We start from the raw sequence: 18886 nt of genomic DNA on the forward strand, positions 1-18886 counted from the left end.
CTGACCGCGTCGCCGCGGTGGGTGGGGGAAGGACGTGGACGGGTGCCGCTGAGCGCGGTGGATCCGGAGTCGATCGGCGGCTACCGGCTGCTGGACCGGCTCGGCTCCGGGGGCATGGGCGTGGTCTATCTGGCGAGTTCGGCGTCCGGCATGCGGGTGGCGGTGAAGGTGGTGCATGCCCAACTGGCCGGGGACGACGAGTTCAGGACCCGGTTCCGGCAGGAAGTGGCCGCCGCCCGACGGGTCAGCGGCGCGTTCACCGCGTCGGTGGTGGACGCCGATCCCGACGCCGTCCAGCCCTGGATGGCCACGCTCTACATGCCGGGGCCCACCCTGTCGCACCGGGTGGGCGGGGAAGGCCCGCTGCCGCCCGCCGAGTTACGGCGGCTCGCCCTGGGGCTGGTGGAGGCGCTCGACGACATCCACCGCGCCGACGTGGTGCACCGCGACCTCAAACCGGCGAACGTGCTGATGGCGCGGGACGGGCCGCGCGTCATCGACTTCGGCATCTCCCGCGCGGCCGACCACCAGTCGTACACCACCACCGGACGGGTCCTGGGCACACCGCCGTTCATGTCGCCGGAACAGCTGAACCGCCCCCGCGAGGTGACCGCCGCCTCGGACGTCTTCTCGCTCGGCGCGCTGCTCATGTACGCGGCCACCGGGCGGGGGCCCTTCGACGACGAGAATCCGTACCTCACGATGTACCGGGTGGTGCACGAACAGCCCGTCCTGGACGGCGTGGCGGCGCCGCTGCGCCGGATCGTCGAACGGTGCCTGGCGAAGGAGCCGGCGGAGCGGCCGGGGCTGGGTGAACTGGCCAAGATGCTGGAGGAGTTGCCCGAGGACGGCGCGTGGGAGGTGCCGGCCGATCCGGCCCCGGGGGCGGGGGCCGTCGCCCCGGTCACGACCGACCCGACGCCCGCCGCCGTCCCCTCGCCGGCGGCCGCTCCGGCCTCCACGGCCGACCCCGCGGCCCCGGCCTCCACGGCCGACCCCACGCCCGCGGCCGGCACGGCGCCCGCGGCCGGCCCGACATCCATGACCGCCTCCACCGGGACGGCCGGCTCCACCCCGACGGCAGACTCCACGCCCGGTCCGGCCCCCACGGCCGGCGCCGGGGAGCGGCCGGGCCGGTCCTTCCTGCGCCGTGTCTCGCTCGCCGCGGCGGCCGCGTTCACCGTGGCGGGCCTCGGCGCCGGAGCGGCGCTGCTGACCAACGGCTCCGGGGACGAGCGGGGTCCGGCCGGTGGCAGCCAGGCGCCCGCCGGGACCGCCTCCGCCCGCCCGCCCCTGCTGGAGGCGGCTCTGCCCACGGGGTGGAGACCCTGGTACCTGACGCTGCCGAGCTCGAACGGGAACGGCCCCTTCGCCGCCGTCGAGGGCTGCCGGCCGTACGAACTCGCCCTCTACTGCTGGGGGGACGGCTTCTCCGCCGCCCGCGTCGACGCGGCCTCGGGCAAGGTCGTCTGGCGGGTTCCGTACACGGACGTGGGGACCCCGAGCGCGATCGACGTACGGTCCGGTCAGGTGCTCGTGGTCGGCCCGGCTTCGGGGGACGGACTGCGGGCCGATCTGATCGTCCTGGACCGGGAGTCGGGGAAACCGCTCTGGACGAAGCGCGTCGCCAACCGACCTGCGGTGTTCTTCGGCAGCGCGGTGCTGTCCAGCGACACCTACTCCGGCGGTGCGCTGGTCGCGCGCGACGCCGCGACCGGCGAACGGCTCTGGTCGGCGTCGGTGCCCGAGGGGGCGGACTGCGTACCGCTCGTGTCCGGCGCCGTGCCGTACGCCGTCTGCACGCCGGATTCCGAGGACCGCACGACGACGCTGCTGCGGCTCGACCCGGAGAAGGGCACGCCCGGGGAGGTGGCCCGGGTGAAGGGGGCCGACCACTCGATCGGGATCGTGGACGGCGCACTCCACCTCCTCGTACCGGACGACGGTCCCGAGATGTCGTACGCCTCGCTCGTGAAGGTCGATGTCCGTACGGGCGCCCGGCGGACGGTCGCGCTGGCCTCGCACCCGGAGGGCAGGCCGGCGTCGGCGGGCGGCCTCCTGGTGTTCGTCCAGCAGACCGGACGGGTCACGGCGGTCGATCCGGACACCGGTGACCGGGTGTGGAGCCGGGAGACCGGCGTGGACCTGCTGGGGCCGCCGACCGCCTCGGAGCGGGAGGGGGCGCTCTATCTGTCCAGCTACAGCGGGCGGTTGGTCGCCCTCGACCTGCGGACGGGCGCCAAGCGGTGGCAGACGGCCGCGATGGGGACGAGCACCTCGGGGATGCAGGAGGGGGTGGCCCCGATGCGGACGGGCGGCGCGATCGTCACGCTGGCGAACGGGTCCCTGCGCTCGGTCGACCCGCTGCGCCCGCACGCCGGGGAGTGAGCGGACCGGAGGGGGCGGAGCGGGGGAGTCCGGCGATTGGCATGGACCTGCCCATGAACCTCCGTTAGGCTCCGGCTGGCACGCCTGAGAGCGCTCTCAGGTGCCTGCTGTTCCACCCCCACGTCACTGGAACACAGAAGGGCCACTTCCCTTGAGACACAGCACTGTCATACGTACCGGCCTGTCCGCCCTCCTCCTGGTCGGCGCCTGGTCGACGGCCGGGTTCGCCCCGGCCACCGCCGCCCCCGCCGCTCCGTCCGCTCCGTCCGCCGAGGCTCCGGCCTCCGGGGGTCTGCTCACCGCCCTCCAGAAGGACCTCGGGCTGACGAAGGAACAGGCCACGGCCCGCCTCGCCGCCGAGAAGACGGCGACGGCGGTCGACACGAAGGCACAGCGCGTGGCGGGATCCTCCTACGCGGGTTCCTGGTTCGACCCCGCAGGCGGCACCCTGACCGTCGCGCTCGCCGGTGACGAGAAGGCCGCCGCCGTACGGGCCACCGGTGCGGCCGTCCGGCTGGTCCGCCACAGCGAGCGGCAGCTCGACGCGGCGAAGAAGCGGATCGACAAGCTCACCGCGCCGGCCGGCGTCAGCAGCTGGCAGGTCGACCCCAGGACCAACCAGGTCGTGGTCAACGTGGTCGCGGAGCGCAAGGACGACAACGATGTCCGCGCCTTCGTCGCCAAGGCCCTCAAGACCGGGCCGGTCACGGTCGCCGAGACCGCCGAGGCGCCGCGTACCACCGCCGCGGGCACGGTCGGCGGCGACCCGTACTACACGGGCAACGTGCGCTGTTCCATCGGCTTCTCCGTGTACGGCGGGTTCGTGACCGCCGGTCACTGCGGGGGCACGGGCGCCGCGGTCTACGGCTGGGACCGCTCGTACATCGGCAACTTCCAGGGCTCGACCTTCCCCGGCAACGACTACGCGTGGGTGAACGTCGGCAGCGGCTGGTGGACCGTCCCGGTCGTCCTCGGCTGGGGCACGGTCTCCGACCAGCTGGTCCGCGGCTCCAACGAGGCGCCCGTCGGTGCGTCGATCTGCCGCTCGGGCTCCACGACGCACTGGCGCTGCGGTGTCATCCAGGGCAAGAACATCACTGTCAACTACAGCCAGGGCGCGGTGTACGCGATGACCGGGACGAGCGTCTGCGTCGAGGGCGGTGACTCGGGAGGCTCGTACATCAGCGGCGACCAGGCCCAGGGCATCACCTCGGGCGGCTCGGGCAACTGCACCTCCGGTGGCCAGTCGTTCTACCAGCCGATCAATCCGGTGCTGAGCCGGTACGGCCTGACGCTGCACACGGCCTGACGGTCGGGGCCCGCTCGCCCCGCCCCGCCGGTTCGCCGGCGGGGCGGGGCGAGTGCAGGCTTGTGGGCGGCCGGGTCTGGATGCGGGCGGGCAGGCGCCGGTGGACAATGGTGATCATGACGGAAGCAGTGCCGAACCAGCCCCGAATGATCACACCGGCCGGCCACGTCGAGCCGGTGCCCCGCCGCATCCGCGGCTTTCTCGGCGGGCGCGCGGTGGTGGACACCCTGCGGGCGCGGTACGTGTGGGAGTGGCCCGGCTATCCGCAGTACACGGTCCCGGTCGGCGACCTGGTCGACTGCGAGCTGGTGGACGAGGACCGCGTCCTCAAGCTGGCGCCCGGACCCGCGCGGCGGCAGGCTCTGAAGGCGGGGGACCGGGTCGTCCCCGACGCCGGGTGGCTGTGGGCCGAGGGGGCGTCCGAGGGCCTGGAGGGGACGGTCAGGTTCCGCTGGGAGACGCTCGACGCGTGGTACGAGGAGGACGAGCAGGTCTTTGTCCACCCGAGGAGCCCGTACACCCGCGTGGACGCCCTGCGCTCCGGCCGTGAGATCCGGGTCGAACTCGACGGGGTCGTCCTGGCGGAGGCGGACACCTCGGTCATGGTGTTCGAGACGGGCCTGCCCACGCGGTACTACCTCGACCGTCTGAACGTCGACTTCACGCTCCTGCTGCCCACGGACACGGTGACCGCCTGCCCGTACAAGGGACGGACCAGCGGCTACTGGTCGGTCGAGACGCCCGCCGGTGTCCACGACGACCTGGTGTGGGCGTACGACTTCCCGACCCGTCAGCTCGCGCCGATCGCCGGACTGGTCGCCTTCTACAACGAGCGGGTCGACCTGTACCTGGACGGCGAACTCCAGCCCCGGCCGCCCACGGTGACGCGCGTGACGCACTAGGGCGTGTCCGCGAAGTGGGGTCGTCCGCCCGGAGGGCGGGGCTCGCGGTGTCTGGTGCGTGCGATCGCAAGGCGGAGGACCCACCCCGTACTGGACGTACGGGGTGGGTCCGACAACGCCGCGAGCGCGCGTGCCAGACGCCGCGAGCCAGACCCCACTTTGCGGACACGCCCTAGGGGTAGCGGCGCGGAAGTCCCGCCGCCCGGGGGCCGGGCGGCGGGACTCGCGGTGGTACGGGGACGTGTGGTGCGGGGACGTTACGGGACGAGCTTGAGGAGCTTGTTCGGCGAGCCGGTGCCTATGCCGGTCAGGACGTTGGACGTCGCGCCGTTCACCAGCGCGGCGGCCACGGTCGCCGGGGAGGCGCCGGGGTGGTTCGTCAGGTAGACCGCGGCGGCGCCCGCGACGTGCGGGGCGGCGAACGAGGTGCCGTCGCCGGTGTAGGTCGCGGTGTCGGAGCTGTTCCAGCCCGCCGTGATGGCCGAGCCGGGGGCGAAGAGGTCCACGGACGCGCCGTAGTTGGAGTACGAGGCCCTCGCGTCCGTCCTGGTGGTGGCGCCGACCGTGAGCGCGGTGGGCACGCGGGCGGGGGAGTAGTTGGCCGCCGGGGCACCGGCGTTGCCCGCCGCGATGGAGTACGTGACGCCGGAGGCGATCGAGTTCTTCACCGCGTTGTCGAGCGTGGTGCTGGCGCCGCCGCCGAGCGAGACGTTCGCGACGGAGGACGCCACGTGGTTGGCGGTGATCCAGTCCACGCCCGCGATGACGCCGGCCGTGGTGCCGGAGCCGTCGTTGCCGAGGACCCGGACCGCGACGATCTTCGCCTTCTTGGCGACGCCGTAGGTGGTGCCCGCGACGGTGGTGGCGACGTGCGTGCCGTGGCCGTAACCGTCCTGCGCGGTGGCGTCGTTGTCGACGAAGTCGTAGCCGTAGGAGGCGCGGCCCGCGATCTGCTGGTGGGTGATGCGCACCCCGGTGTCCAGGACGTAGACGGTCGTGTTGCCGCCCGCCGAGTCCGGGTAGGTGTACGTGCCGTTCAGCGGGAGGTTCGCCTGGTCGATGCGGTCCAGGCCCCAGGGGGCGTTGGTCTGGGTGGCCGTCGCGTACACCTTCTGGTCCTGCTCGACCGACTCGACGGCCGGGTCGGCGGCGAGCCGCGCGGCCTCGGTGCCGCTGAGGGAGGCCGCGTAGCCGTTGAGCGCGGAGGTGTACGTACGCGTCACCTTGCCGCCGTACCCGGCGATGAGCTGCTTGCCCTCGGTGGCCCTGGCCGAGAAGCCGGCCGTCTTCTTGAGCGTGACGATGTAGCTGCCGCTGACGGCGTCGGCGGAGCCGGCGTGCAGGACTCTGCCTTCGGCCGGGGCGGCCTGGGCCGGCAGGGCGGTGCCCGCTCCGAGGATCGCGGCCACGGTCGCCGCGGTGGCGATCGCGGTGGCGATACGCCGTTTGTTCGTACGCACTGCTGCCATGGGGGGTGTCCTTCGTGTCGGTGGCGCGGGGTGGTGCGCGCGCCTCAACCGGGGTACGGCGTACGGGAGTCGGACGCCGCCCAGTGACGATGCACCGGCCCGTTCCGGCGGGACAACCGTTTCCGGGAGATGTCATGGCCCCGACACGAGACGTTACGTACTGTCCGCACGCCGTCACAATCCGGCAATCCGGCGCAGCGTTTTGATGATCGTCCCGTTACAAATCCCCCGGGGCGCAGGGGGGTTGGCGGCGCCGGCCGGACGGAACGGCGGACACCGACCGGGACCGACCGCGCCCGCGCGCCGGTCACGCCCGGGCCGGTGCGGGCCCGGGGGCCGGTCCGTGGGCATCGAGGGTCATCGGGTGGGGATTGTGCCGGACACCGATGCGGAGTTACCGTTCACGCAGGTTATGAGTGTCAGCGACAAGCCCTGGTTGGCTGACCGGCAACCCTCCAGACGCGGCGGGGTGCTCCAGGTGACGACCCGGCGGCGCCGAAGACGGCAGCGCAAGCGCGAGAGCTCGGACCGGTACGAACGGTCGAGGCGGGAGGTGACGGCAGTGCGAGGACGGTACGGCACGCGCACGGCCTTCGCCGTCAGGAGCCACCCCCGCGCCGTCGGCATGTTCTCCCGGCGTCACATCGATCTCCAGCGTGTCGCCGGCGCCCTGTGTCCGGCGTACGTGAACGCCGCGCCGCGGCCCACCCCGTAGCGGCACCTTCTCCGCCGCACGGCCCCGACGTACAGCGCCCTCCGACGCACGTCCGCCGACCTCCGCCCGGGACAGACAGCCCCGGAGACGGAAGGCACCCGGCATGTCCAGGAGTTCCCCCGGTCCGGGTGAGCTCCGCGACCCCGTGACGTTCGGATCCACCTTTTCGAGTCCACGAGATTTCCGAGCGGGAAGCGATACCGCCATGCCTTCAGCACCCTCACCCCTCCATCTGGCCGTCGCCCTCGACGCCGCGGGCTGGCATCCCGCCGCCTGGCGCGAGCCGGGGGCCCGGCCCCGCGACCTGTTCACCGCGCGGTACTGGACCGACCTGGTGACCGAGGCCGAGCGGGGCCTGCTGGACTTCGTGACCATCGAGGACTCCCTGAGCCTCCAGTCGTCGTCCTCCGCCGGGCCCGACGGCCGTACCGATCAGGTACGGGGCCGGCTCGACGCGGTACTGGTCGCCGCCCGGGTCGCCCCGCTGACCCGGCACATCGGGCTGATCCCGACCGCCGTCGTCACGCACACCGAGCCGTTCCACGTCTCCAAGGCCATCGCCACCCTGGACCACGTCAGCGCCGGCCGGGCCGGCGTCCAGGTCAAGGTGTCCGGACGCGCCGACGAGGCCCCGCACTTCGGGCGCAGGCCGGCCGTCCGGCTGCGCGCCGACGAGCTGGACTCGCCCGCGGGCCTGGCCCTCCTCAAGGAGCTGTTCGACGAGGCGGGCGACTACGTCGAAGTGCTGCGCAGGCTGTGGGACAGCTGGGAGGACGACGCGGAGATCCGCGACGCCGCCACCGGCCGCTTCATCGACCGCGACAAGCTCCACTACATCGACTTCACGGGGGAGCGGTTCAGCGTCAAGGGCCCCTCCATCACCCCGCGCCCGCCGCAGGGACAGCCGGTCGTCGCCGCCCTCGCCCACCGTGCGGAACCGTTCCGCCTCGTCGCCACCTCGGCCGACGTCGGCTTCATCACGCCGCGCGACACCGGGGACATCCGGGCGATCCTCACCGAGATCCGCGCCGCGCAGGCGACCGCCGGCCGCGACCGTGAGACCGTCCACGTCTTCGGCGACCTGGTCGTCTTCCTCGACGACGACCCGGCGGCCGCCGCCGACCGCCGGGCGCGCCTGGAGGAGCGCGCGGGCGCCCCGTACACCAGTGACGCCCGGATCTTCACCGGTACGCCCGCCGAGCTGGCCGACCTGCTCCTCGAAGGCCAGGAGGCCGGCCTGACCGGGTTCCGCCTGCGGCCCGCCGTCCTGCCCCACGACCTGGAGCGGATCACCCGGGGCCTGGTGCCGGAACTCCAGCGGCGCGGTGCGTTCCGTACCGCCTACGAGGCGGCCACCCTGCGGGGCCTGCTCGGCCTGCCCCGCCCCGCGAACCGGTACGCCGCGCTCTGAGCGCGCCCCGGCCTCGCCCGCTCGGAAGAGAGCTCCGAAGACACGTAAGGACGCACCCCGCATGAGCAAGCCCGTCAAGCAGATCCACCTCGCCGCCCACTTCCCCGGCGTGAACAACAGCACGGTGTGGAGCGACCCCGCCGCCGGCAGCCAGATCGACTTCAGCTCCTTCGCGCACCTCGCCAGGACGGCGGAGCGCGCCAAGTTCGACTTTCTCTTCCTGGCCGAGGGGCTGCGGCTGCGCGAGCAGAACGGGGAGATTTACGACCTCGACGTCGTCGGCCGCCCCGACACCTTCACCGTCCTGACCGCCCTGGCCGCCGTCACCGACAAGCTCGGCCTCGCCGGGACGATCAACTCCACGTTCAACGAACCGTACGAAGTGGCCCGGCAGTTCGCCACACTCGACCACCTGTCCGCGGGCCGGGCCGCCTGGAACGTCGTCACCTCCTGGGACGAGTTCACCGGGCAGAACTTCCGGCGCGGCGGCTTCCTGGCCCAGGAGGACCGCTACCTGCGCGCCCGGCAGTTCCTCGCCGCGACCTGGGAGCTGTTCGACTCCTGGCGCGGGGACGAGATAGCCGCCGACCAGGACGCCGGGGTCTTCCTCACCGATCCGGCGCCCGGCCGGTTCGACCACCACGTCGACCAGTTCGGCATCAGCGGCCACTTCAACGTGCCCCGCAGCCCGCAGGGCCGTCCCGTCATCTTCCAGGCGGGCGACTCCGAGGAGGGCAGGGAGTTCGCGGCCTCGGGCGCGGACGCCATCTTCACCCGGCACGGCACCCTGGAGGACGGCCAGGCCTTCTACACCGACGTCAAGCGGCGCCTCGCCCGGTACGGCCGCGCCCACGACGACCTGAAGATCCTGCCCGGCGTCACCTTCGTGCTCGGGGACACCGACGCCGACGCCAGGGAGAAGGCGGACGTCATCCGCCACCAGCAGGTCAGCGGCCCCACCGCGATCAAACTGCTCGAACAGCTCTGGAACCGCGACCTCGGTTCGTACGACCCCGACGGGCCGCTGCCCACCGTCGACCCGCTCGTCGGCGAGAACACGGTCGCCCGCGGCCGGGCCTCCGTACGGATGCACCGCGATCCGCTGGCCACCGCCGCCCGGTGGCGCGCCCTCGCCGAGGAGAAGGACCTCTCGATCCGCGAGCTGATCATCGCGGTGACCGGGCGGCAGTCCTTCATCGGCTCCCCGGCGACCGTCGCGGACGCGCTCGACCACTTCGTCCAGTCGGACGCGAGCGACGGATTCATCCTCACCCCGCACCTGACCCCCGGCGGCCTGGACGAATTCGCCGACACCGTCGTACCGCTGCTCCAGGAGAGGGGCGTCTTCCGGACCGAGTACGAAGGCGACACCCTGCGCGAGCACTTGGGGCTCGGCGCGGCCGGCGCGGTGCGGTCCGACCGGGCCGGAGCCGCCAACCGGAAGGCCGCGTCGTGAAGTTCCTCGCCATCACCCTGATCGTGCACGCGCCCGACCCGGTCACCCGCGTCCGGAAATCGACCCACGACCGCTTCCGGGAGGTGATCGACAACGCCCTGCTCGCCGAGGAGTTGGGCTTCGACGGCTTCGGGGTGGGCGAGCGCCACGAGCGCCCCTTCATCTCCTCGTCGCCGCCGGTCGTGCTGAGCCATCTCGCCGCGCTCACCAGCAGGATCCGGCTGTTCACGGCGGTGACCACCCTGAGCCTGCTCGACCCGGTCCGCGCCTACGAGGACTACGCGACGCTCGACCACCTGTCCGAGGGCCGTCTGGAACTGATCATCGGCAAGGGCAACGGAGCCGCCCAGCGCGAGCTGTACCACGTCACCGCCGAGGACCAGTGGGAGCGCAACGCAGAGTCGTACGAACTGTTCCGGCAGATCTGGCGCAACGACAAGGTCACCGCCTCGCCCGCGTTCCGGGGGGAGTTGAAGGACGCCGAGGTCTGGCCCCGGCCGTACCAGCGGCCCGTCCGCGTCTGGCACGGCAGCGCGACCAGCAGGGAGTCGGTGGACCTGGCGGCCCGTTACGGCGACCCGCTGTTCTCCGCCAACGTGACCAACCCGATCGAGCCGTACGCGGAACTGGTCCGCCACTACCGCGAACGGTGGGAGCACTACGGCCACGACCCTGCCCTCGCCACCGTCGGCGCGGGGTCCGCCGGGTTCTGCACCGCCCGCACGTCGCAGGAGGCGGTGGCGGCCTACCGGCCCGTCTTCGAAGGGCAGTTGGCGTTCCAGAAGCGGCTCGGACTTGAGCCGGTCTTCCCCACCCTGGAGGACTTCGTCGCCCGCAGCTCCGCCCTCATCGGCAGCCCGCAGCAGGTGATCGAGAAGGTGCACCGCTACCACGAACAGTTCGGGCACAGCGTGCTGCACCTGCACGCCGACGCCTCGGGGCTGACCCCGGCCCGGCACCGGGCGAGCCTGGAGCTGTTCCAGGCCGAGATCGCCCCCACCCTGCGCCGGGACCTCCCCGACCCGCCCTGGACGTGGGGACCGGTCGCGCCCGCCGACGGGACGACGGACGACGCCGGCGCCCCCGCCCGTACGGACCCCTCCGCCTCCGGTACGGCCTCCGGTACGGACGACACCGCCGCGCCCGCACCCACCCCGCGCTGACAAGGAGCGATCATCATGGCCCCCCGTCGCACCCCGCTGGCGGTCCTGGACCTCGTCCCGATCTCCTCCGGGTCCACCGCGGCCCAGGCGCTGCGCAACAGCGTCGACCTCGCCCGGCACGCCGAACGCCTCGGCTACGCCCGGTACTGGTTCGCCGAGCACCATCTCAACCCCGGGGTCGCGGGCACCTCCCCGGCCGTCGTCCTCGCCCTCACCGCCGCCGCGACCTCCACCATCCGGCTCGGGTCCGGCGCCGTCCAGCTGGGACACCGCACCGCCCTGTCCACCGTCGAGGAGTTCGGCCTCCTCGACACGGTGTACCCGGGCCGGTTCGACCTCGGCCTCGGCCGCTCCGGCGGCAGCGCCCTCCCCGCCAAGGACGCTCCGCCGGTCGCGTCGACCCCCGTCGTCGACGGCCGCACGCCGAACGGGCTGCGGATCCCCGCCCCGTTCTCCTTCGAACACCTCCTGCGTTCCCCGCTCTTCGCCCTGCACAAGCAGCTGCTCCAGCAGCCGGGCGCCGAATCCCAGCCGTACGACGAGCAGATCGCCGACATCCTCGCCCTGCTCGGCGGCACGTACGCCACCGGCGGGGGCGTCGAGGCCCACATTGTGCCCGGCGAGGGGGCCGACCTCCAGGTCTGGATCCTCGGTACGAGCGCGGGCATCAGCGCCCAGGTCGCGGGCGCCAACGGCCTGCGGTTCGCGGCGAATTACCACGTCAGCCCGTCCAGTGTGCTGGAGGCCGCCGCCGGGTACCGCGCGGCGTTCAAGCCCTCCGCCGACCTGGACCGGCCCTACCTCAGCGTCTCCGCCGACGTCGTCGTCGCCGAGGACGAGGCCACCACGCGCGAACGGGCCGCCGGCTACGGCCTGTGGGTGCGCGGCATCCGGAGAGGGGAGGGTGCCATCCCGTTCCCGACACCCGAGGAGGCCAGGGCCCACGTCTGGTCCGACGCGGACCGGACCCTGGTCGCCGACCGTCTGGAAACGCAGTTCGTCGGCTCGCCGGAACAGGTCGCCGACCAGCTGGAGATCCTCCGCGACGCCACGGGCGCCGACGAACTGATCGTCACCACCATCACCCACGACCACGCGGACCGGGTCCGCAGCTACGAGCTGCTGGCCGGCGAATGGAACCGACGATGAGCACCAGCCGTACGCAATGCCTCGAAAAGACGCCCGCACGCCACGGCCTGCGCCCGACCGATCTGCGGAAGGTCTTCGGGACCTTCCCCACCGGGGTCACGGCCGTCGCGGCGCTCGTGGACGGGCGGCCGGTGGGCCTCGCCGCCAGCTCCTTCACGTCCGTGTCCCTCGACCCGCCGCTGATCTCGGTGTGCGTCGCCCACAGCTCGACCACCTGGCCCGTGCTGCGCGACCGGCCGCGGCTCGGGGTCTCCGTGCTCGGCGCCCACCAGGAACGGGCCTGCCGGCGGCTCGCCGCCCGCGAGGGCGACCGGTTCGCCGGCCTCGACTGGCGCGCCACACGCGACGGGGCGGTGCTGATCGAGGCCACGAGCGCGTGGTTCGACTGCACCGTGGAGCGGCACGTCGAAGCCGGTGACCACGACATCGTCCTGCTGCGGATCCACGAGCTGGACGCCGACCACGGGGTGCCCCCGCTGGTCTTCCATGCCGGAGGTTTCCGGCGCCTCGAAGAGAACGTGAGGGAATCACTGTGACGGTCCAGGACATCGACCGGGTCGACCGGGCGGCCTTCGCCGAGGAGTGGCGGCGGTGGCGTGACGCGCATGAGCGGGTGCTCGCGGGTCCGCACGGCTTTCTCGCGGTCACCAGCCTGCGCTGGCTGGACGCCGAGCCGGCCCGGTTCCCCGACGCGCCGGGCGCGTGGTCCAGTACGGCGGACGGCGTACGGGTGGAGCTGGACGAGGGCGAGGAGCTGACCGTCGACGGCGCGGCCGTGCACGGCACGTACAGCTTCGGGATCCTCGCCGAACGCTCCAGCGTGTACGCCGGGGCGGGCGACGCGGTGATCGAGGTCGCCAAGCGCGGCGGGCACGACATCGTGCGCCCGCGCCACCCGGACAACGCACTGCTCACCGCCCACGTCCCCGCCCCCGCGTACGAGCCCGACCCGCGCTGGGTCCGTACGGGCCGCTTCGTGCCGTACGGGACACCGCGCGCGGTGACGGTGGGCGCGGCGGTGGAAGGACTCCAGCACGTGTACGACTCCCCGGGCCAGGTCGAGTTCGAGCTGGACGGCGGGACGCACCGGCTGACCGCGTTCGACGGCCGTGAGCCCGGCAGCCTGTTGGTGCTCTTCACGGACGCCACGTCCGGCGTCACGACCTACGCGGCGAACCGTACGGTCTCCGTCGCGGCACCCGACGCCGGGGGCGGGGTGCGCGTCGACTTCAACCGGGCGGTCAACCTGCCCTGCGCGTACACCGATCTGGCCACGTGCCCGCTCCCCCCGGCGGAGAACCGCCTGCCGTTCGCGGTCGAGGCCGGCGAGAAGATCCCCCACGAACGGCTCGGGGGACAGTAGGCCGCCGGCGCGCGGATGCCTCCTGGACGGCCTCACTCCTCACCCCTCACGCCGGGGCGACGAGTGGGGCCGTCGTCCATGACCGGCGAGAAGCGGCCGGGCCCGTCGTATACAAGTCCCCGCGCATGGACCGGTCCTGAGCGGAACCGGCCAGTCCTGTCAGACCCCTGGCGTGGTAGCGGCGACCGGGGGCATCCTCCCCGTATGCGTCTCCTTCTGGCCCGGTGCCTGCGGTCCGCGGTTAACGCGCTGGTCGCTTTCGGGCACCTCTGGGTCTACATCCCCCCGCTGCCCGCCTCCCCGACCGCACAGACGCTGCCGAGTCCCCCCGCCCCGCCCGGACCGCGGGAGCTGACGGGCCCGGCGCCGGGACATCCCGAGCGGCTGTGCCCCGAAGTCCCGCTCAGCGAGACCGAGATGATGCTGCGCCGCCAGCTGCTCGGGGCCCATGGGGCGGAACTGTCCGGGGACTGACGGCTCACCCGCCGCCCGATCACCCGCCGCCGATCGCCCGCCCCCGATCACCTGTCGCCTGGTCATCCGCTGCCCGAGGAAATCAATAGCCATGGCGATAGTAGCCATGTACGCTAAATCCATGAGCAGTGAGGCACCGCACGGACCCACGCCCGGCTATCTGGTCTGGCGGCTTTCCACCAAGTGGCGCGTCGCCGTCGACCGGGCGCTCGCGCCGCTGGGACTCACGCACGCCCAGTACGCCCTGCTGTCCTCGTTGTACGGGATGCGGCGCGCCGGACTGCACCCCAGCCAGCGCGAGTTGGCCGACCACACGGGCCTGGAGGCCCTGTACGTCTCCAAGCTGGCCCGCGCCCTGGAGGCCGACGGGCTCGTCGGGCGGGTCCGTGACGCCAGGGACTCCCGCGCGGTGCGGCTCACCCTCACCGAGAGCGGGCAGGAGGCCGTGCGCCCCGCCATGGCCACCGTCCAGGACCTGATGGACCGTCTCCTGGCCCCCCTGGGCGGCCGGGACGACTCCCGTACGGCCGCGCTGGTGCGCGACCTCACCGCCCTCCTCGACGCCCCGCTCGAACCTCCGTACTGACCCTCGGCGGAAGGACCAACGACCATGCCCTCGATACCCGTGCTCGACTCGACCCTCCACTACGAGGACTCCGGCAGCGGAACGCCCTTCGTGTTCCTCCACGGCAACCCCGGCTCCTCCCACGTCTGGCGCCACGTCCTGCCCCGCGCCGGCCGGGGACGGCTCCTCGCGCCCGACCTCATCGGGATGGGCCGCTCCGGCAAACCCGACCTCCCCTACCTCTTCGCCGACCACGCCCGCTACCTCGACGCCTGGTTCGACGCCCTCGGGCTCGACCGTGTCGTCCTGATCGGCCACGACTGGGGCGGGGCACTCGCCTTCGACTGGGCCGCCAGACACCCCGAGCGGGTCGCGGGCATCGCGTTCCTGGAGGCCGTCGTCAAGCCGCTGGCCCTGGAGGACCTGACGCCGCAGGCGCGCGAGCGCGTCGAGCGGCTCCGTACCCCCGGCCTCGGCGAGGAACTGGCGCTTGACCAGGACCTCCTGGTCCGGCAGGCGTTCACCGGGGGAGTGCTCACCCCGGTGGCCGAGAAGGACCTCGCCGCGTACCTCGCCCCGTACCCCACACGTGAGAGCCGCCGCCCCCTGCTCGCCTGGGCGCGCCAGATGCCGGTCGGCGGCCGGCCGCCCGAACTGGTCGCCCGTATCGAGGCGTTCGACTCCTGGCTCGCGACCAGCACGCACGTGCCGAAGCTCCTCATGACCTTCGAGGGCTCGCCCACCCTGCTCATCGGCAAGGAACTGGCCGACTGGTGCGCGGACCACATCGCCGCGCTCGAATCCGTCGCCTGCGGCGAGGCGGGACACCACGCCCCGGAGGACCGCCCGGAGGAGATCGCCGCCGCCCTCTCCGCGTGGGCGGACCGGCACGGGCTGCGCCACGCGGCCTGACGGGGGCGGCGGGAACCCGTACCGCCCCCCTACGCGCCCCGCCGCCTGATCCTGCTCCCCAGCCACACCAACGGGTCGTACTTCCGGTCCACCGCCCTCTCCTTGAGCGGGATCAGGGCGTTGTCCGTGATTCTGATGTGCTCGGGGCAGACCTCCGTACAGCACTTGGTGATGTTGCAGTAGCCGAGACCGTGCTCGTCCTGCGCCGTCACACTCCGCTCGACACCCGACTCCCCGGCCGCGTCCAGCGGATGCATGTCCAGCTCCGCCACCCGCATCAGGAACCGCGGGCCCGCGAACGCGGTCTTGTTCTCCTCGTGGTCCCGCACCACATGGCAGGTGTCCTGGCAGAGGAAACACTCGATGCACTTGCGGAACTCCTGCGAGCGGTTCACGTCCACCTGCCGCATCCGGTACTCACCGGCCGCCACCCCCGGCGGCGGCACGAACGACGCGACCTCCCTCGCCTTCGTGTAGTTGAAGGACACGTCCGTCACCAGGTCGCGGATCACCGGGAACGCCCGCAGCGGGGTGATCGTGATCGTCTCCTCGCGCGAGAAGACGGACATCCGCGTCATGCACAGCAGCCGCGGGCGTCCGTTGATCTCGGCGCTGCACGAACCGCACTTGCCCGCCTTGCAGTTCCAGCGCACCGCCAGATCCGTGGCCTGCGTGGCCTGGATACGGTGGACGATGTCGAGGACCACCTCCCCGTCGTGCACCTCGACGGCGAAGTCCGTCAGCTCCCCGCCCGCCGCGTCACCCCGCCAGACCCGGAACCTCGCCTCGTACACCGTCGACACATCAGCGTCCGCCTCGCGGCTCACGTCCGGGCTCATTCGTGCAGCTCCTCTTCGGCCAGGTACTTGACCAGCTCTTCCTTGTCGAACAGGGCGAGCAGATCGGGACGTATGGGCTCGGTCGTGTGCCGCGTGAGCGTGATCTCCCCCGCCGGGGGCCCGGCGGCCGGATCGCCCGCCGGGCCGGTCAGCCGGCAGTGCAGGTTGATCCGGCGCCAGGCGGGATCCATCGCCGGCCAGTCGTCCCGGGTGTGCCCGCCCCGGCTCTCCGTACGCTCCAGGGCCGCCCGCGCGACACACTCGCTGACCAGCAGCATGTTGCGGAGGTCCAGCGCGAGGTGCCAGCCGGGGTTGAACTGCCGGTGCCCCTCGACCCCGGCCCGCCGCGCCCGCACGCGCAGCGCGGCCAGCTTCTCCAGCGCGTCCTCCATCTCGTCCTGGCGCCGGATGATGCCGACCAGGTCGTTCATCGCCTGCTGGAGTTCCTGGTGGAGTGTGTACGGGTTCTCCGGGGGCAGGCCCGCCCCCGCGTCCTCCGCGCTGAACGGGCGCAGCGCCTCGGCCGCCGCCGCGTCGATCTCCCCCTCGTCCACGGCCGGACGCGCGCCGAGCCCGGCGGCGTACTCCGCCGCGTGCAGTCCCGCCCGGCGGCCGAACACCAGCAGGTCGGAGAGGGAGTTGCCGCCGAGCCGGTTGGAGCCGTGCATCCCGCCCGCGACCTCACCGGCGGCGTACAGCCCGGTCACCCCGGGGGCGGCCGCCGTCTCCGAGTCGACGGCGATCCCGCCCATCACGTAGTGGCAGGTCGGGCCGACCTCCATCGCCTCCGTCGTGATGTCCACGTCCGCCAGCTCCTTGAACTGGTGGTACATCGACGGCAGGCGGCGCTTGATCGCCTCCGCGGGCATCCGCGTCGACACGTCGAGGAACACCCCGCCGTGCGGCGAGCCGCGCCCCGCCTTCACCTCGGCGTTGATGGCCCTGGCCACCTCGTCGCGGGGAAGCAGCTCGGGCGGCCGCAGGTTGTGGTCCGGATCGTGGTACCAACGGTCGCCCTCGTCCTCCGAGTTGGCGTACTTCTCCTTGAACACGTCGGGGATGTAGTCGAACATGAACCGCTTGCCCTCGGCGTTGCGCAGCACCCCGCCGTCGCCGCGGACCGACTCGGTGACGAGCAGCCCCTTGACCGACGGCGGCCAGATCATCCCGGTCGGATGGAACTGCACGAACTCCATGTTCAGCAGCGGCGCCCCCGCGAGCAGCGCCAGCGCGTGGCCGTCGCCGGTGTACTCCCAGGAGTTCGAGGTGACCTTGAACGACTTCCCGATGCCTCCCGTGGCGAGCACCACCGCCGGCGCCTCCAGCACGAAGAAGCGCCCGGTCTCCCGGTCGTAGCAGAAGGTGCCCGCGACCCGCTCGCCGTCCTTGAGGATCCGGGTGACCGTGCACTCCTGATAGACCTTCAGCCGCGACTCGTAGTCGCCGGTCTCCCGGAAGTCCTCCTGCTGGAGCGCGACGATCTTCTGCTGGAGGGTACGGATCAGCTCCAGGCCCGTCCGGTCGCCGACGTGCGCGAGGCGGGGGTACTCGTGCCCGCCGAAGTTGCGCTGGGAGATCCTTCCGTCGGGCGTACGGTCGAACAGGGCGCCCCAGGTCTCCAACTCCCAGACCCGGTCCGGTGCTTCCCGGGCGTGCAGCTCGGCCATGCGCCACTGGTTGAGGAACTTGCCGCCGCGCAGTGTGTCGCGGAAGTGCACCTGCCAGTTGTCGCCCGCGTTCACGTTGCCCAGGGAGGCGGCGATCCCGCCCTCGGCCATCACCGTATGGGCCTTGCCGAACAGGGACTTGCAGATGACAGCGGTCCTCGCGCCCCGCTCGCGCGCCTCGACGGCGGCCCGCAGCCCCGCTCCTCCCGCGCCGACCACGACGACGTCCCACTGCCGGCGTTCGAGTTGCGTCATGGGTGAAGGCTCTCCCTGGTCCCTAGAAGAAACGCGGATCGTCGAAGGCTCCGGACGCGAGCAGATAGACGTAGAAATCGGCCGCGGCGACACTGATCAACGAGGCCCAGGCGAGCTGCATATGACGGTGATTCAGCCTGCCGACCCATCCCCACAGCCGATACCGCACGGGATGTTTCGAGAAATTCCGCAGCCGGCCGCCGATGACGTGCCGGCACGAATGGCAGGAGAGGGTGTACGCCCAGATCAGCGCCACATTGACGACAAAGATCACACTTCCGAGCCCCATGTGGCCCCAGGCGTATTCCTCGTCCCGGAAGGAGAGAACGGCGTCGTACGTGAGAATGCCCGCGACCAGCAGGGCGGCGTAGAAGAAGTAGCGGTGGAGGTTCTGGAGGATCAGGGGAAAGCGCGTCTCGCCGCTGTACTTCGCGTGCGGTTCGGCGACCGCGCAGGCCGGGGGAGAGGCCCAGAAACTCCGGTAGTAGGCCTTGCGGTAGTAGTAGCAGGTCATCCGGAAGCCGAGCGGGAAGACCAGGATCAGCAGTGCCGGTGAAAGGCCCCACCAGCTTCCGAACACATCCCAGTTGGGACCCTGACGCATCGACAGGCAGTTGTCCGCGAGGCACGGCGAGTAGAACGGCGAGACGTAAGGAGCCGCGTAGTAGTGGGAATCGGCGAAGGCCCGCCAGGTCGAGTACACGACGAAGAGGAACAGGCCGGCCGCCGTCGCGGCGGGCGCGAGCCACCAGCGGTCCGTGCGCAGGTGCCGCGCGGCGATGGCGGCACGTCCCGCGCCGCGCACGCCCGTACTGAGCGGGGGAGGTTCCGTACCGGTGGCCAACAAGA

16 protein-coding genes, 1 pseudogene and 1 riboswitch are annotated in these 18886 nt (G+C 72.3%); of the genes and pseudogenes, 13 read left to right on the forward strand and 4 right to left on the reverse strand.

Annotation, left to right across the window (positions count from 1 at the left end):
- Window positions 1–42 precede the first annotated feature (42 nt).
- The 3 genes from ACIODU_RS06790 to ACIODU_RS06800 all read left to right on the forward strand — a co-directional run bounded on the left by ACIODU_RS06790 (window position 43) and on the right by ACIODU_RS06800 (window position 4599).
- Entirely contained in the window at window positions 43–2388 is a 2346-nt protein-coding gene (locus tag ACIODU_RS06790; RefSeq protein WP_401764715.1) for a serine/threonine-protein kinase, read from the forward strand.
- A 151-nt stretch (window positions 2389–2539) separates the two neighbouring features.
- On the forward strand, window positions 2540–3697 hold the full coding sequence (locus tag ACIODU_RS06795) for a S1 family peptidase (RefSeq protein WP_401764717.1): 1158 nt from the start codon (window positions 2540–2542) through the stop codon (window positions 3695–3697).
- Between the two features lie 116 nt (window positions 3698–3813).
- On the forward strand, window positions 3814–4599 hold the full coding sequence (locus tag ACIODU_RS06800; RefSeq protein WP_401764720.1) for a DUF427 domain-containing protein: 786 nt from the start codon (window positions 3814–3816) through the stop codon (window positions 4597–4599).
- A gap of 257 nt (window positions 4600–4856) precedes the next feature.
- On the opposite strand, the gene ACIODU_RS06805 is transcribed toward ACIODU_RS06800, so the two are convergent.
- Window positions 4857–6068, reverse strand: coding sequence for a S8 family peptidase (locus tag ACIODU_RS06805; RefSeq protein ID WP_401764722.1), 1212 nt, complete (start codon window positions 6066–6068; stop codon window positions 4857–4859).
- A gap of 408 nt (window positions 6069–6476) precedes the next feature.
- Window positions 6477–6590, forward strand: a riboswitch (SAM riboswitch).
- Window positions 6591–6693: 103 nt separating this feature from the next.
- On the opposite strand from ACIODU_RS06805, the gene ACIODU_RS06810 reads away from it, so the two are divergent.
- The 10 genes and pseudogenes from ACIODU_RS06810 to ACIODU_RS06855 all read left to right on the forward strand — a co-directional run.
- Window positions 6694–6783, forward strand: a complete 90-nt coding sequence (locus ACIODU_RS06810; protein WP_356420398.1) for a putative leader peptide — start codon at window positions 6694–6696, stop codon at window positions 6781–6783.
- A 205-nt stretch (window positions 6784–6988) separates the two neighbouring features.
- Entirely contained in the window at window positions 6989–8194 is a 1206-nt protein-coding gene (locus ACIODU_RS06815) for an LLM class flavin-dependent oxidoreductase (RefSeq protein WP_401764724.1), read from the forward strand.
- A gap of 61 nt (window positions 8195–8255) precedes the next feature.
- Window positions 8256–9650: an NtaA/DmoA family FMN-dependent monooxygenase gene (locus ACIODU_RS06820; protein ID WP_401764726.1), complete on the forward strand. Its 1395-nt coding sequence runs from the start codon at window positions 8256–8258 to the stop codon at window positions 9648–9650.
- Window positions 9647–10813 (forward strand): LLM class flavin-dependent oxidoreductase, encoded by a 1167-nt coding sequence (locus ACIODU_RS06825; RefSeq protein ID WP_401764729.1) that lies wholly within the window; start codon window positions 9647–9649, stop codon window positions 10811–10813. The genes ACIODU_RS06820 and ACIODU_RS06825 overlap by 4 nt, the downstream gene beginning before the upstream one ends.
- A gap of 15 nt (window positions 10814–10828) precedes the next feature.
- A complete protein-coding gene (locus tag ACIODU_RS06830; protein WP_401764732.1) occupies window positions 10829–11962 on the forward strand; it encodes an LLM class flavin-dependent oxidoreductase in 1134 nt (377 codons plus the stop codon).
- A complete protein-coding gene (locus tag ACIODU_RS06835; protein WP_401764735.1) occupies window positions 11959–12498 on the forward strand; it encodes a flavin reductase family protein in 540 nt (179 codons plus the stop codon). The genes ACIODU_RS06830 and ACIODU_RS06835 overlap by 4 nt, the downstream gene beginning before the upstream one ends.
- Complete coding sequence (locus ACIODU_RS06840; RefSeq protein ID WP_401764738.1) at window positions 12495–13325, forward strand: DUF1684 domain-containing protein; 831 nt, start codon at window positions 12495–12497, stop codon at window positions 13323–13325. The genes ACIODU_RS06835 and ACIODU_RS06840 overlap by 4 nt, the downstream gene beginning before the upstream one ends.
- A gap of 204 nt (window positions 13326–13529) precedes the next feature.
- Window positions 13530–13799, forward strand: coding sequence for a DUF6059 family protein (locus tag ACIODU_RS06845; protein ID WP_356419868.1), 270 nt, complete (start codon window positions 13530–13532; stop codon window positions 13797–13799).
- A 121-nt stretch (window positions 13800–13920) separates the two neighbouring features.
- Window positions 13921–14385, forward strand: coding sequence for a MarR family transcriptional regulator (locus tag ACIODU_RS06850; RefSeq protein ID WP_356419865.1), 465 nt, complete (start codon window positions 13921–13923; stop codon window positions 14383–14385).
- Window positions 14386–14403: 18 nt separating this feature from the next.
- Window positions 14404–15276, forward strand: a pseudogene (locus tag ACIODU_RS06855) (haloalkane dehalogenase); the annotation flags it as partial.
- A gap of 29 nt (window positions 15277–15305) precedes the next feature.
- Here the strand turns inward: ACIODU_RS06855 and ACIODU_RS06860 are convergent.
- From ACIODU_RS06860 to ACIODU_RS06870, 3 genes are read right to left on the reverse strand one after another with little or no spacing between them, the layout of a single operon-like run.
- Entirely contained in the window at window positions 15306–16115 is an 810-nt protein-coding gene (locus ACIODU_RS06860) for a succinate dehydrogenase/fumarate reductase iron-sulfur subunit (protein WP_401764742.1), read from the reverse strand.
- Window positions 16112–18037, reverse strand: a complete 1926-nt coding sequence (locus ACIODU_RS06865; RefSeq protein WP_401764745.1) for a fumarate reductase/succinate dehydrogenase flavoprotein subunit — start codon at window positions 18035–18037, stop codon at window positions 16112–16114. The genes ACIODU_RS06860 and ACIODU_RS06865 overlap by 4 nt, the downstream gene beginning before the upstream one ends.
- Window positions 18038–18059: 22 nt before the next feature.
- Window positions 18060–18881 (reverse strand): hypothetical protein, encoded by an 822-nt coding sequence (locus ACIODU_RS06870; RefSeq protein ID WP_356419858.1) that lies wholly within the window; start codon window positions 18879–18881, stop codon window positions 18060–18062.
- Window positions 18882–18886 lie beyond the last annotated feature (5 nt).

The organism is Streptomyces sp. NPDC088261 (assembly GCF_044740805.1).
Classification (GTDB): domain Bacteria; phylum Actinomycetota; class Actinomycetes; order Streptomycetales; family Streptomycetaceae; genus Streptomyces.

Excerpts from the sequence above, each read along its gene's own strand:
- ACIODU_RS06800 (WP_401764720.1), top strand. The coding sequence starts at position 3,814 with ATGACGGAAGCAGTGCCGAACCAGCCCCGAATGATCACACCGGCCGGC.
- ACIODU_RS06805 (WP_401764722.1), bottom strand. The coding sequence starts at position 6,068 with ATGGCAGCAGTGCGTACGAACAAACGGCGTATCGCCACCGCGATCGCC.
- ACIODU_RS06810 (WP_356420398.1), top strand. The coding sequence starts at position 6,694 with ATGTTCTCCCGGCGTCACATCGATCTCCAGCGTGTCGCCGGCGCCCTG.
- ACIODU_RS06815 (WP_401764724.1), top strand. The coding sequence starts at position 6,989 with ATGCCTTCAGCACCCTCACCCCTCCATCTGGCCGTCGCCCTCGACGCC.
- ACIODU_RS06820 (WP_401764726.1), top strand. The coding sequence starts at position 8,256 with ATGAGCAAGCCCGTCAAGCAGATCCACCTCGCCGCCCACTTCCCCGGC.
- ACIODU_RS06830 (WP_401764732.1), top strand. The coding sequence starts at position 10,829 with ATGGCCCCCCGTCGCACCCCGCTGGCGGTCCTGGACCTCGTCCCGATC.
- ACIODU_RS06835 (WP_401764735.1), top strand. The coding sequence starts at position 11,959 with ATGAGCACCAGCCGTACGCAATGCCTCGAAAAGACGCCCGCACGCCAC.
- ACIODU_RS06845 (WP_356419868.1), top strand. The coding sequence starts at position 13,530 with ATGCGTCTCCTTCTGGCCCGGTGCCTGCGGTCCGCGGTTAACGCGCTG.
- ACIODU_RS06850 (WP_356419865.1), top strand. The coding sequence starts at position 13,921 with ATGAGCAGTGAGGCACCGCACGGACCCACGCCCGGCTATCTGGTCTGG.
- ACIODU_RS06860 (WP_401764742.1), bottom strand. The coding sequence starts at position 16,115 with ATGAGCCCGGACGTGAGCCGCGAGGCGGACGCTGATGTGTCGACGGTG.
- ACIODU_RS06865 (WP_401764745.1), bottom strand. The coding sequence starts at position 18,037 with ATGACGCAACTCGAACGCCGGCAGTGGGACGTCGTCGTGGTCGGCGCG.